Annotated in this window: 8 protein-coding genes and 2 tRNA genes; 5 read left to right on the forward strand and 5 right to left on the reverse strand. The window is 72.5% G+C overall.

Annotated features, from left to right (window positions below):
• Positions 1-17: 17 nt before the first annotated feature.
• Complete coding sequence (locus ACIG87_RS20860) at positions 18-401, reverse strand: hypothetical protein (protein ID WP_396852450.1); 384 nt, start codon at positions 399-401, stop codon at positions 18-20.
• A 291-nt stretch (positions 402-692) separates the two neighbouring features.
• On the opposite strand from ACIG87_RS20860, the gene ACIG87_RS20865 reads away from it, so the two are divergent.
• The 4 genes from ACIG87_RS20865 (at position 693) to ACIG87_RS20880 (ending at position 5,708) form a co-directional block, all read left to right on the forward strand.
• A tRNA-Asn gene (locus tag ACIG87_RS20865) sits at positions 693-765 on the forward strand.
• A gap of 1,373 nt (positions 766-2,138) precedes the next feature.
• Entirely contained in the window at positions 2,139-4,268 is a 2,130-nt protein-coding gene (locus ACIG87_RS20870) for an MMPL family transporter (protein WP_396852451.1), read from the forward strand.
• Positions 4,258-5,499 carry an FAD-dependent oxidoreductase gene (locus tag ACIG87_RS20875; RefSeq protein WP_396852453.1) on the forward strand — a complete coding sequence of 414 codons (1,242 nt, stop codon included), beginning with the start codon at positions 4,258-4,260 and terminating at the stop codon, positions 5,497-5,499. The genes ACIG87_RS20870 and ACIG87_RS20875 overlap by 11 nt, the downstream gene beginning before the upstream one ends.
• Positions 5,500-5,631: 132 nt before the next feature.
• Positions 5,632-5,708: transfer RNA gene (locus ACIG87_RS20880), tRNA-Ile, on the forward strand.
• Between the two features lie 183 nt (positions 5,709-5,891).
• On the opposite strand, the gene ACIG87_RS20885 is transcribed toward ACIG87_RS20880, so the two are convergent.
• The gene (locus ACIG87_RS20885; RefSeq protein WP_396852454.1) at positions 5,892-7,292 is read right to left on the reverse strand and encodes a PHB depolymerase family esterase; all 1,401 of its coding nucleotides are present in this window, start codon (positions 7,290-7,292) and stop codon (positions 5,892-5,894) included.
• A gap of 301 nt (positions 7,293-7,593) precedes the next feature.
• Here ACIG87_RS20885 and ACIG87_RS20890 point away from each other — a divergent pair, with 301 nt between their 5' ends.
• On the forward strand, positions 7,594-8,601 hold the full coding sequence (locus tag ACIG87_RS20890; protein ID WP_396852456.1) for a PaaX family transcriptional regulator C-terminal domain-containing protein: 1,008 nt from the start codon (positions 7,594-7,596) through the stop codon (positions 8,599-8,601).
• Positions 8,602-8,637: 36 nt separating this feature from the next.
• On the opposite strand, the gene ACIG87_RS20895 is transcribed toward ACIG87_RS20890, so the two are convergent.
• From ACIG87_RS20895 to ACIG87_RS20905, 3 genes are read right to left on the reverse strand one after another with little or no spacing between them, the layout of a single operon-like run.
• Positions 8,638-11,973: an ATP-binding protein gene (locus tag ACIG87_RS20895; RefSeq protein WP_396852458.1), complete on the reverse strand. Its 3,336-nt coding sequence runs from the start codon at positions 11,971-11,973 to the stop codon at positions 8,638-8,640.
• Positions 11,970-12,620: a hypothetical protein gene (locus ACIG87_RS20900; protein ID WP_396852460.1), complete on the reverse strand. Its 651-nt coding sequence runs from the start codon at positions 12,618-12,620 to the stop codon at positions 11,970-11,972. Before ACIG87_RS20900 ends, ACIG87_RS20895 begins: the two co-directional genes overlap by 4 nt.
• Positions 12,607-13,632, reverse strand: coding sequence for an endonuclease domain-containing protein (locus ACIG87_RS20905; RefSeq protein ID WP_396852461.1), 1,026 nt, complete (start codon positions 13,630-13,632; stop codon positions 12,607-12,609). The genes ACIG87_RS20900 and ACIG87_RS20905 overlap by 14 nt, the downstream gene beginning before the upstream one ends.
• Between the last annotated feature and the right edge of the window lie 81 nt (positions 13,633-13,713).

The following is a 13,713-nucleotide window of genomic DNA, read 5'->3' on the forward strand; positions in this document are numbered from 1 at the left end:
CGACGACGTACGGACGATCAGAGGGTGCTGCCGTTGGTGCCGGTACCCGGCGCCTTGGGCTTCGGGGTGGTGGCCGACGAGCTGGTCGGGCTGCCGCCCGACTTGGCGCCGACCGTGGCCGGGGTGCCCGCGAAGGCATCATCCGCCCTGGTCAGCTCCGGCTTGCCGCCGTTGCTGGTGTGGAGCTTCTCGCCGAGCTTGGACTGGCCGAGCTTGTCCTTGCCCTCGCTGTACAGGCGGGTCGCCTGGGCCTGCGCGACCCCGGCCGCCTCCTGGACGCTCGGGTGGTCGAGCACCTTGCGGCCCCGCACGACCAGCTCCTCGTACTTCTCCCGGCCGGCACGGGCGCCCAGGACGAAGCCCGCAGCCAGCCCGCCAAGAAACATGATCTTTCCGCGCATGGCGGCTCCTTCCGTACCTGACGCTCCCGCCGCTCCCGCCCGGTTGTTCCCGGTCGGGACCGACCATCGTCGCGCCCCACATTGTCTGTCGACAGCTAACTACCCATCCTGCTCCGCACTCATACCTGGTGGTGTCGGGATGACGATTTGTCCGCATTGTTGGCGTCGGCCGCCCCGAGCCACGGCGGAGGGGTTGAATGCGGTAACCCCCTGGACCGAACCCCCCCGAAGTCCTGTACTCTTGTGCCGTCGCCGAGCGCCGGAGAGATCCGGTACGAAGCGACGAAGCAGTCCCCCGTAGCTCAATTGGCAGAGCAGCCGGCTGTTAACCGGCAGGTTTTTGGTTCGAGTCCAAACGGGGGAGCCCAGCCCTCAACTTACGCCCGTCGGCCCTGCCGGCGGGTGTTCTTGTGTCTCCGGTCCTCCTTACACTGCTGCCTGCTCGTCGCCTGCTTCTCGCCGGCGGTACCTCCGACTGGGTGAACGGGTGGATTGCCTGCTCGTCGCCTGCCGCCGCTGCCGTCCGTCGTTGTGCGTTGCCTGCCGCCGCTGTCGCCGCCTGCTGCTGCCACCGCCACCGCCACCGCCACCGCTGCCGCTGCCGCTGCCGTTGCCGCTGCCGTTGCCGTTGCCGCCACCGCCACCGCTGCCGTTGTCGTTGTCGTTGTCGTTGTCGTCGTCGTTGCGCGTCGCCTGTTGCTGCTCGCCGCTGCCCGTCGTCGTTGTGCGTTGCCTGCTGCTGCTCGTCGCCGGCGCTGTTGCTGCTTGGGCTCCTTTGTGAAGACTTGTTGCTGCTAGGGCGACAACAAGTCTTCACAAACCCTGAGCGATTTGGCGTGCAGCTCGTTGGTCGCTCTCGCGGCCGTCTTCCGCGTCATCCGTCCTTACCGAAGGTGAATCGTCTACGTCATCAGATCGACAGTGGCCGCGATGCGCCGGCGTCCTCGTGGGTGGAGGCGCGGCAGAGAGGAGGCGGGCAGGGTGTGAGGGTGGCGGTCGGGGTGAGGGGTGGCGCAGCCAGGGTGAGGGGTGGTGGCAGCAACCGCACTGTGAGGTCGAGTGCGGCAGCAACCCGGCGGACGGCAGGGTGGGGCAGTGGCAGCGGTAGCGGCGACACGGCGGGGCGAGAGGGGCAGTGACGGGGCGAGTGGGATTTAGCGGCGGGGTAGTGGCGGGGCGAGTAGGGCGGCGGTGGTGGCAGGGGAGTGGGGCGGCGTCAGCGGCGGGGCGAGCGCGACGCTCTACGCCGCGGTGGGGCGAGAGTGGGGCGGTGGCGGTGGGGCGAGAGTGGGGCGGTGGCGGTGGCGGTGAGGCGAGAGGGGGGCGGTGGCGGCAGGGCGGGGCGAGAGGGGGGCGGTGGCGGCAGGGTGGGGCGAGAGGGGGGCGGTGGCGGCAGGGTGGGGCGAAGGGTGGGGCGGTGGCGGCAGGGGGGGCGGTGGCGTGACGAACAGGTGGGTGGCGGCGTGCAGGTGGGTGGCGGCAGGGTGAGGGTGGGCGGCGGGGCCGGACGGGTGGCATTGGTGGGTGGCTACCGCGCGACGGTCGCCGCGACCACCCGGAAGGTGCTCGGCGGCTCCTGAGGAGGTGGAAGGGCCTGTTCGGTCGGGGTGACGGCGGGCTCAAGGACGTATGGGCGGTTTCGGCTCCGCAGGGCGTACTCGGGCGGCAAGATGACAGTTGTCGACTTAGGCTCCTGCTGCGTCGATTGGTGCATCGATTGAGGGGTGGGGCCGGAAGATGGCCGGTGGACGGGGCCGGGGTGCGGGGGCCACGCTGATCGCCCTGGCGGTCATCCTGGCCTGGCTGGTCGTCGGCGGGATCGCCGGGCCGTACGCCGGCAAGCTGAGTGACGTCGCGACCAACGACAACGCCTCCTTCCTGCCCGCCGACTCCGAGGCGACCCAGGCCCAGGATCTGGCCGCCGGCTTCGTCGCGCAGCCGACCACCCCGGCCCTGGTGGTCTACGCGCGCAATACGGGGATCACCGCGGCCGACAAGCAGCGCATCGCCGCCGACAGTGCCCGGTTCGCCCAGGTCAAAGGGGTGGTCGGGCCGCTGGCCCCGCCGATCGCCAGCCAGGACGGCCAGGCCCTCCAGGTGGTGGTGCCGATCGACGACTCCGAAGGGGAGCAGATCGGCCAGGTGGTCGACGAGCTGCGGACCATCGCGGGGGGCGACCGCGACGGTCTCACCGTGGACGTCGCCGGCCCGGCCGGTCTGCTCGCCGACCTGATCGAGGTCTTCTCCGCGATCGACGGGCCACTGCTGCTGGTCACCCTGGTGGTGGTGCTGATCATCCTGTTGATCGTCTACCGCAGCCCGGTGCTCTGGATCTTCCCGCTGCTGGCGGCGGGGATGTCGTACTCGTTGGCGTCGGTCTTCGTCTACTACCTGGCGAAGGACGACGTGATCAAGCTGAACGGGCAGGCGCAGGGCATCCTCACCGTGCTCGTCTTCGGTGCCGGCACCGACTACGCGCTGCTGCTGATCGCCCGCTACCGGGAGGAACTGCACCGGCACGAGCGGCCCTGGGACGCCATGCGCGCCGCCTGGCGCGGTGCCGCCCCGGCCATCGCCGCCTCCGGCGCCACCGTCATCGTCAGCCTGCTCTGCCTGCTGCTGTCCAGCCTGAACTCCAACCGGGCGCTCGGGCCGGTGGCCGCCATCGGCATCGCCGCCACCCTGCTGGTGATGCTGACCTTCCTGCCCGCCCTGCTGATGCTCGGCGGCCGGCGGGCGTTCTGGCCGCGTACCCCCAGGGTCGACCTGGCGGACCCGCAGGCCGAACACGGGCTGTGGGCCCGGATCGCCCGCTTCGTCGCCCGCCGGGCCCGGGTGGTCTGGCTGACCACCGCCGTGGTGCTGGCCCTGCTCACCCTCGGCCTCACCCAGCTCGGCGCCACCACCCTCGGCCAGTCCGAGCTGTTCACCAACCGCACCGACTCGGTCGCCGGGCAGGAGGTGATCGCCCGGCACTACCCGGCCGGCACCGGCAGCCCGGCGACCATCTTCACCCGCGCGGAGACCGCCGAGCAGGTCGCCCAGGTCGCACAGGGCGTCGCCGGGGTGGCCGCCGTCCGCCCGGTGACCCGGCGGGACCAGACCGGCCCGCCGGACCCGAACGCCCCACCCCTGGTCGTCGACGGACGGGTGCAGCTGGAGGCGACGCTGACCGACCCCCCGGATAGCAGCGCGGCCGAGCAGACCATCCGCGACCTGCGCGAGGCGGTGCACCGGGTGCCGGCCGCCGACGCCGTGGTCGGCGGGTTCACCGCGATCGACGTGGACACCTCCGACGCGTCCACCCGGGACCGCAACGTCATCATCCCGGTCGTCCTGGTGGTGATCGCGGTCATCCTGGCCCTGCTGTTGCGGGCGTTGGTCGCGCCGGTGCTGCTCATCGCGACGGTGGTGCTGTCGTTCCTGGCCACCCTCGGGCTCTGTGCGTTGATCTTCAGGTACCTGCTCGACTTCCCCGGGGTCGACGCGTCCTTCCCGCTCTTCGCCTTCGTCTTCCTGGTCGCCCTCGGCATCGACTACAACATCTTCCTGATGAGCCGGGTCCGCGAGGAATCGCTCCGGCGGGGCACCCGGGCCGGGGTGCTGGCCGGGCTCACCGTCACCGGCGGGGTGATCACCTCCGCCGGCATCGTGCTCGCCGCCACCTTCTCCGCGCTGGCCGTACTGCCGCTGGTGGTGCTGGTGGAGTTGGGCGTGGCGGTCGCGGTCGGCGTACTGCTGGACACCATCGTGGTCCGCTCGCTGCTGGTGCCCGCGCTGTCGTACGACATCGGGCCCAAGGTCTGGTGGCCGAGCCGGCTGTCCCGGTCGGCGCGCGACGACGCGGAGGTGGAACGTGCCCGCTGAAACGGACGTGGTGATCGTCGGCGGCGGCCTCGCCGGGCTGGCCGCCGCCCGCCGGCTGCACCGGGCCGGCGTGCCCTGGCGGCTGGTGGAGGCCGGCGACCGGCTCGGCGGCCGGGTCGCCACCGACGCCGTCGACGGGTACCTGCTCGACCGGGGCTTCCAGGTGCTCAACACCGCGTACCCGAGGCTCGGCACCCTGCTCGACCTGGGCACCCTCGACCTGGGCTGGTTCACCTCCGGGGTCCTGGTCCGTCGGGGTGACCGGCTCGAACGACTGGTCCATCCGGTACGCGAACCCGGCGGCGCACCGGCCACCGCGCTCGCCGGGATCGGCTCGCTGCTCGACCGGCTGCGCTTCGCCGCCCTCGCCACCGGCTGCGCCACCCTGCCGCCGCACCGGCTGCTCGCCGCGCCGGAGACCACCAGCGAATCGGCCCTGCGCCGGGCCGGGCTCTCCGACACCATCGTCGAGGAACTGATCCGGCCGTTCCTGTCCGGCGTGCTCATCGACCGGGAGTTGGAGACCTCCAGCCACGTGCTGGCGATGGTCCTGCGGTCGTTCGCCCGGGGCCGGATCGGCCTGCCCGCCCTGGGGATGGCGGCGCTGCCGCAGGCCGTCGCCGCCCCGCTGCCCGCCGACCTGATCGCCCGGAACACCCCGGTCGACTCGGTCGCTCCCGGCCGGGTCCGCACCCGGGCCGGCGAGATCGGCTGCCGCGCCGTCGTGGTCGCGGTCGACCCGACGGCGGCCACCACGCTGCTGCCCACCCTGGCCCGGGTACGCACGCACAGCTACACCACCTACTACCACAGCGCCCCCGAGGCGCCGCTGGACGAGCCGATCCTGCTGGTCGACGGCGACCGGCGGGAACTCGTCGCCAACACCGTCGTGGTCAGTCGGGCCGCCCCCAGCTACGCCCCCGCCGGCCGGCACCTGGTGGCGACCTCCGTGGTCGGCCCCGGCACCCCGCCCGAGCCGGTGATCCGGGCCGAACTCGACCGGCTGTACGGCCGTTCCACAGCGGACTGGACCCACCTGAGCACCGTGTCGATCCCGCACGCCCTGCCCGCCGCCCCGCCGCCGCAGGGCCGGCTGCGCAAGCCGGTGGCCCTCGGCGACGGGCTCTTCGTGGCCGGCGACCACCGGGACAGCCCGTCCATCCAGGGGGCCCTGGCCAGCGGCTGGCGTACGGCCGGAGCGGTGCTCGCGGAACTCCGCGCGGCAGGCTGATTCGGGTGCTTCCGTGGTGACTGCTGACTGTTATCCTCGCGTAGCCCATCGTGCCGGCCGGCCTGTTGGGGTTGCATCGGTTCGGGTGCTGGCCGGTGGTCCGTCGGGCGGGTTACGATCCGGCGCGGTATCGGGGCGGTAGCTCAGCGGGTTAGAGCAGGGGACTCATAATCCCTCGGTCGCGGGTTCGAACCCCGCCCGCCCCACCACGACGGGACACCCGAACGGGGAGTGGTTCCCCGTCGCCTCGCCGAACAGCAGATCCGGGAGCCGGTCTGAGGTCGCCTGACGCGGAACGCTCCCCCGCCCGGTGAAGGGCGGGGGAGCGGGCATCCGTCCCGGCCGGTAGGAGCCGGGACGGATGCCGGGCACTTCCGGAGGCGGCTCGTCGGTCAGGCGACCGTGCAGGCCGCGCCGTTGAGGGTGAACGAGGTGGGCTTGGCGGTGTTACCGGTGTGGTTGGCCTGGAACCCGATGTCGACCGACCCGTTGGCGGGAATGGCGGCGTTGTAGCTGACGTTCCTGGCCGTCACCTGCCCGGACGAGGGGGAGTAGGTGGCGTTCCAGCCGGAGGTGATGGTCTGCCCGCTGGGCAGCGTGTAGACCAGGGACCAGCCGTTGACGGCGCTGGAACCGGTGTTGGTGATGGTGAGGTTCTCGGTCAGGCCGGTGTTCCAGGCGTTGACGGTGGCGGTGACCCGGCAGGCCCCGGAGCTGGGGGGCGTGGTCGGCGGGGTCGTGGTCGGCGGCGGGGTGGTCACGGGCGGGGTGGTCGGCGGCGGGGTGGTCACGGGCGGGGTGGTCGGGACCGGCGGGGTGGTCACGGGCGGCGTGGTGGGGTTCGGGTTGGTCAGGCCGAAGAACCCGATGGCGACGGCGGCCATGCCACTGGAGGGCAGGCTGTGGCCGGCGCCCTGGACGCTGTACGCCTCGACCAGGACGTTGCCGCTGGAGTCGGCGTACCGGCGGCGGTTCCAGTTGGTCTGGGGGGTGTCGGTGGAGGTGGGTGTCTGGCTGAGCCCGAACACGTTGGTCCACTGCTCGATCGTCTCCTGGAGCAGCGAGTACGGCACCAGGGTGTCGGCGGTGCCGTGCCACAGCTGCACCTTCGGGCGCGGGCCGGTGTAACCGGGGTACGCCTGCTGGCGGACCGCGTCGCCCCACTGTTGCGGGGTGCGGTTCATGTTCCCGCCGGTGCACTGGCTGGCACCGGGCGGGTAGTCCGCCGCGTTGGCGAAGCAGTTGTAGGGCACCCCCATGAACGCCGCGCCGGCGGCGAACACGTCGGGGTAGACGGCCAGCATGTGGTTGGTCATCATGCCGCCGGACGAGCTGCCGGTGGCGTAGACCCGACGGGGGTCGCCGCCGTACTGCTGCTCGGCGTAGTTGATCATCGAGACGATGGACACCGGGTCGCTGCCGCCGCCGCGGCGCTTGGCGGCGTCCGACCAGGTGTCGAAGCAGTTGCCGAAGCCGGCCTGCTGGGTCGCGGACGGGTAGATCACGATGTATCCGTACCGGTCGGCCAGGGAGGCGAACTCGCTGCTGGAGTAGAAGCCGGGGCCTGTTCCGCCACAGCCGTGCATGGCGACCACGATCGCCGGGTTGGCCGGGCGGGTGTTCGGCACGTAGATGTGCATCCGCATCCGACCGGGGTTGTCGCCGAAGCTGGTCACCTCGACCAGCGACGCGGCGTACGCCGGTTGGAGCGTCGGTATCACCAGGGCGGCGGCCGCCAGCGTCGCCACCAGTGGCGCCGCCAGGGCGAGCAGCACTTTCCGTCTGATTCTCATGGGCGTGACTCCCTCACAGGTTGAGATCGGCCGCGCGTCCGTGCGGCACGGGTGCGCCCGGTGTCCCGTGTCGTTCGCGCTGGCCCACTACGTCCGGCATGCCCTGCCCCGGCCCTACGTGGCATTGCATAGCACATAGTGTTCCCCTCGGTCAGACAAGTGTCAATCGAGTGAACTCGATGCGCCCGGAGTCGTCCGTCCCCGGTCGGGTCCACACCGGACAGGTGTCCCGGTAGGCGTGTGCGGCGACGCCGTCTACAGTCGGTGCCACCGTCGCCGAGCCGAGCCCGGAGCGTCCCCTGTGCCACACCCGTTCGACATCGAGGAGATCTTTCCCGACGACGGGGACCACCCGGTACGGCTGCCCCGGCGGCAGGCCGGCAACTCGCCCCAGGGCGTCGCGGTGACCCTGCTGGCCGACTACACGCTGAGGACCCGGGCCTGGCTGCCGTCCGCCGCCATCGTCGCGCTGCTCGCCGAGTCCCACGTCAGCCTCGCCGGCGCGCGGACCGTGATCAGCCGACTGGCCCGCCGGGGCGTACTGGAGGGCAGCCGGCAGGGGCGGCGCAGCTCGTACCGGCTCAGCCGGTCCGCCGCCGTCAGCCTGTCCGTCGGAGGTAGCTGGGTCATGGCCGCCACCACCACGACCCAACCGTGGGACGAGTGCTGGACGCTCGTCGCCTTCTCGCTGCCCCAGGAGCGCAGCGCGCAGCGGCGGGCCCTGCGCGGGCAGCTCCGGTGGCTGGGATACGCGCCGCTGTACGACGGACTGTGGATCTCGCCGCACGAGTTGACCCCGAAGGCGCGGGCCCAGCTCACCCAGCTCCACCTCGGCGCGGTCACCGTGTTCCGGGGCCGCCGGGTCGACCTCGACGCGGTCGCCGGCCGCGACCCGCTCGACGCCTGGGACGTCGCGGCGGTCGCCGCACAGTACGAGAGCTTCCTGCGGCGCTGGCGGCCGATCCTGCCGCGGATCGCCTCCGGCCAGGTCGACGGCGCGGAAGCGGTACGGGCCCGGACCGAGGTGATGGACACCTTCCGACGCTTCCCCACCCTCGACCCGCAACTACCGCTGCGGCTGCTGCCCGCCGGGTGGCTCCGGGGCCCCGCCCGGGAGACGTTCGCCGCCGTCTACGACGGGCTCGCCGACACCGCCGAACGACACGTCCGGGCGGTCGTGGCGCGGTTCACCGACGGCGAGCCCGCCGACATCCGGGCGCACACCACCACCGACCTCCTCGCCGGGGTGTGCTCCCCCGAACACCGGACCCCCGTCGAGGCACCGGACCCGACGTACTCCCGCCAGTGACCGCCCCACCCGGGGGCGCGTCGTCGGGCGTCCCGGTCACCGACGCCGGGCCCGGTCCAGCACCTCCTCGGCGGTGAGCGGGCTGCGCGGGTGGTGGCTCAGGGAGAGCGGGGTACGGATCTTCACCGGCGCGGCACCCTCGGCGGCGAGATAGAACTCGCCGGTCGTGAGCCGGGAGATGTCGGCGACGTCGCCGCCCTTCGCCTTCGCCATCTCCCGAGCGGCCTCCAGCTGGATCGGGCTGTTCAACCGGCCGTAGAGCTGGGTCGCCGCGTTGCCCGGAATCCGGTTGTGCAGCCCCTTGGGCGACTGGGTGGCGAAGATCAGGCCCAGGCCGTACTTGCGTGCCTGGGCGGCCAGCGCCAGCGTGCTCTGGGTGCACGCGGTCATCGCGCCGGACGGGGCGAACGTCTGTGCCTCGTCCATCACGAGCAGCCCGAGCAGGGGCCGGTCGTTCGCCGGGTGCTTCTTGATCCAGGCGAAGAGCGCCATCTGCAACTGGTTGACGAAGCCCTGGCGGGCCTCGTCGGACTGCAGACCGACGAGGCTGATGACGGAGATCCGGGCCTGCCTACCCGGTTCGGGGGTGAGCAACAGCCCCGGGTCCACCGGGCTGCCCTCGCCGCCGAACAGCGGATCGTTGACCATCGCCGCAGCCAGCGACTGCGCGAGCCCTACGCCGATCTTGTCCGCCCCGTCGATGTCCAGCAGCCCGTCCGGGAGGTCGGCGAGGGTGTCGATCAGCCCCTGCACCCGGGTGCCGCCACGCCGGCCGTAGTGCTCGACGGCCTTGCGCAACACGGCGAGCCCCAGGTGGACCTTGCTGGTACGACCGGTCAACTGGGCGCGGGGCGCGAGCGACGCGACAGCGGCCTCCACGGCTTCGTGGAACTCGTCCGGGTCGTCGAGCACGCTGCGGAAGTCCGGCAGCGGCTGGAAGCTCAGCGGGCGGCCCGACGACCGGCGCGGCGTCCAGACCCGGACGTCGGTCCCGGCGAGGTACTCCCTCGCCTTCTCCGCGTCGCCGGCACGCCAGTCCGGCGGCGGCTCCGGCCACTCGTCACCGAGCCGGGCCAGATCGTTGTTGGGATCGAGGACGATGGCGGAGACGCCGGCGAGGGCGCACTCCTCCAGGATCCGCCGGATGAGCACCGTCTTGCCGGAACCGGACCCGGCGAAGATGGTGGTGTGCTTCCGGAGGGCTTCGAGGGAGAGCCGTACGGGTTCACCGGTGTCGTGTGCGTGCCCCACGACGAGGTGCGTTCCCGGCTCCTCGCGGTCGACCGGCCGTGGATCGACCCGCTCCGGATCAGCCCCGGGACCGACCGGCGGGTGATCGGTCGGCCCGGGAACAGCCGGCGTGCGGTCGTTCAGCCGGGCATCGGCCGGCGTGCGGTCGCTCAACCGGGCATCGACTGGCGTGCCGGTGATCGGCCGGGCACCGTCCGGCGCGCGGGGGAGCAGCCCGGTCGCTCCGTCGGGGAGCCGGTCCGCGACGGAGGGCAGCCCGGTCGGGCCGTCGTGCGGTCCGTCGGGGTGCCATTCCGTGACGGAGGCGAGGGCCTGCTGCAACACGGTGAGCTGCCGGGTGGGTTGGCGGGCGGTCAGCCAGCCTCGGATGTCGACCGGGTTCTCCGCCAGCATGGTCCGAAGTGCGCCGAGGACCCGTAGATCCTCCTCGCCCAGCGGGAGGGTCCTCCCGCCGGCCTGGGTGAAGGCCGCGATCGCCTGCCCGGTCTTGGCCCCGCCCGACCAGGCGCCGTTGCGGAGCAGGAAGAGCCTGCGCCTGGTCACCCGCGCGTCGAGGCCCGCCACCGTGCACGCCTTGCGTACCCGGGCGAGCGCGGCGATGGCGTGGTGTTCCTCGCTGATCGCCCGGAAGCACCAGTGGACCTGGTCCTCGGTGGCCTCGTCGAGGGTGAGCCGGAGCCGGGCGTGCAGCGGCGGCTGGGCACTCGGCGGCGGGTCCACGCTGAACGCTGCGCCGCCCTCGCCGCGCTCCAGCACCCAGGCGGTCAGACCCGCGGTGAGCAGCGCGGGGACCAGGCTGTCCTCGCCGTCGCGGGTCAGTGGACCGGAAACGTCGACCTCGGTCATCAACTGGGTGAATCTCTTGTCGAAGCGATCGAGGTCCTCGGTGGGGGAGGCGCGAGGGGTGCGGGGGCGCGGGTCCGTCGGATCGCCGAGCCGGGCCAGCTCCCGTACCTCGCCGGAGGCGAGACAGGCCCGGATGTGCTGGTCGATGTCGATCAGCAACTGCCGGGGGGTCATCCCCTCGGCCTGGCTGAAGGCGTCGGGCCGCACCGGCCACGAGGGATACGGCGGTACGAAGCCGAGTTCGGCGAACCGGACGGCGAACCGTCGCTCGATGATCTCCCGGGCCAGGCCGGCGTTCTGGATGCTGGTGAGCAGGGGCGGGGTGCGGAAGCGGTCGCTCACCGTGTCGACCGTCCGGCTCTTGATGATCGTCCACGAGGTCGGCAGACAGGCGACCAGGGTGAGGGTGCGGCGGGTGAGCTGGCGCAACGACATCAGGCCGTCGGCGATCCGGGCGTGCACGGCGGCCTGCTCCGGGTCGTCCTGCACACCGGGCCGGGCGTGCCGGACGTCACCGGCGGCCACGGACTGCGCGATCAGGGTGTCGATCTGGTCGACGGCCACCACGCAGGGGCCGGTCAGCGCCAGCAGCCAGGAGAGTTCCTGGACGATCTGCTGCGCGCTGCGCGGCACCCGCCGCATGCCCCAGACGCTCCGTTCTCCCTGCTCGTCCTCACCGGAGGCGAAGTAGTTCTCCGCGATGTCCCGGTGCGAGACGTCCTCGGAGGCGCTCAGCGCGAGCGCCCGAGCCGTCTCCCGGCAGGCTCGGGCCACATGCGGGTCGTGCCCGGCGAGTCCCTCGACGAACGCGTCGAGGGCCGGCCGGGTCAGCTCGGTGTCGCCCATCACCGCCCGCCGGGCCGACCGGGGCGCCCCGACCATCGAGGAGAGTCGACGCAGCAGCAACCGGAGCTGGCTCTCACCGCCCGGTGCGGGGCGGGACAACCCGTCGAGCATGGAGGTGAGCACGCTGTCCCAGAAACCGTGGGCGTCGAGCAGGCCGACCAGGAAGAAGTAGCCACCCTGCTGCTGCACCTGCTGGCGGACCCAGCCCAGCAGGTGGGTCTTGCCCGAACCGCGCTGGCCCTGCAACACCAACCCGATCGGGCTGCCGTCGGCGCTGTCCCGGGCGTCGGCGACGCCGTCGAGGACATCGCGGACCACCGCCGTGTGCAGGCCCTCCACGTGGAACGGCGACGGCCGCCACACGTCGTCGGGCACCGGCGCCCAGTTGAACCTGAGCGCGGCCAGGGCAGCCTGCTCCGCCCCGGTCATCCCACCCCGATCGCCAGCAGGTGCTTGTCCTGACCACCCAGCCGGAGGGCCGCCGCGACGTCCTCCGGGGTCAGCATCTTCTGGTTGGACTCCGGGACGATCGCCACGTCGGCCTCGCGCTCCAGCTGCCGCAGCGCCTCGTCGAGGTCGGCGGTGCCGACATCACCGAAGAAGGGCCGTAGGCGGGTGAGGCTGACCCAGGCCCCCGGCTCGGCTGCCAGCGCGGCGTACGCCTGCCGGATGCGCATACGCAGGACGCCCGGCAGGTCGGCTCGCGACGCGGTGGCCCGCAGATCGGTCAGTGCGAACATCTCACCGAACGACTGGTAGTCGCTGCGCGCCATGACCCGGTCCCGCAGGTTCACCTGCAACGCCGTCAGCGCCCCGCCGAGGATCCGGCCGACCGACGACTGGAAGTTCAGGTCGTCCTGCACCCGTACCCAGCCCTTGTCCGCGAGCTGGTGCAGGAAGGTGTTCCCCTCGCGGCGGCTCTCCACGTAACCGAGCCGGTTGAGCTTGTCCCGGTACGACTTCCGGACGTCGACGCCGTAGCGCTTCCTCAACTCGGTGTTGGGCACCTCCCTCGCCTCTGCCATCAACACGACCAGGATCGCGCCCTCGGAGGGGGTGAGGTCATCGCCGGGCATGGATCGTTCCTTCCGCCAGGTCACGCCGCCGGGCCCGGATCAGGGTGCCGATCTGGTGCACCACCGCGCCGACGTCGTGGTTGATTCGGGCATTGGTGAAGCGGAGGACGGCGTAACCGTCCAACTGCAACTGCACGTCGCGCTGCCGGTCCGCCTCGAACCGGGCCGGTCGGCAGTGCTCCGGCCCGTCGATCTCGACGACACACCGCGCGTCGGGCCACAGCAGATCGAGACAGACCGGAGGCGAGAGGGGATGTGACTGGTGGTACTGGTTCCAGACCCGGCCCGCCGCCCAGCTCTGGGCGGCCAACGCGGCCTCCAGGGCCGCCTCGACCGCGCTGCCCGGGTGAGGCCGTCCCACCACCTCCGGGGGCACCGCCGGCACCGGTCGGGGATGGTCGTTCGCCCCTCGGGTGACCCGGACGCAGACCACCCGATCCTCGTGTCGCAACGGTGTGCCGACCAGCCACACACCGGTCCTGCCGTGGTGGCACAGCCATTCCGCGCCCGCGACGACGGCCTGTTCCCCGCCCGCGTCGAGGCCGGCGGGCACCTCGATCAGCAGGCTCGCCCGGTCCCGGCCGAACCCCTCCGCCACCACCCGGGTCAGCCCGGGACAGCGGATCTCCAGGGAGAACGGGTCGACCGGCGGTCGCCGGCCGGACAGCGCCACGGCGGCGAGGTGCGCCAGGAACGGCGCGTAGTGCGCGGAGCCCCGCGCCCGGCTGACGGCGGCGGCCCGGACGGCCGCCAGGCCGAACGGGTCGGCCCGGTGGATGTCCGCGGCCTCGGGAAGCCAGCCGGGCAGCAGCGCCACCGCGACCCGTTCCAGTTCGTCCAGGACGGCGTGGACGAAGGCACCGGGGGTACGGGCCGCGCCGGGGTGCAGCACGACGGCAGCCAGGCCGTCCAGCTCCCCGGTGGCGGTCGCCGCGATCGTGTCGGTGGGCGCCCCCCGGAGCTGGACCACGCGATCCGCCGGCAGCGCGGCGAGCTGGTGGACGAGACTCATCGCAGGTCACCGACGGGGACCGGGGGACCGTCCGGGTGCCGGCCGAAGGTGTCGTCGCCCGCGCGTCGTGCCTGGCAGGGT

The sequence above is a fragment of the Micromonospora sp. NPDC051925 genome (assembly GCF_044548625.1).
In the GTDB taxonomy this organism is placed as follows: domain Bacteria; phylum Actinomycetota; class Actinomycetes; order Mycobacteriales; family Micromonosporaceae; genus Micromonospora.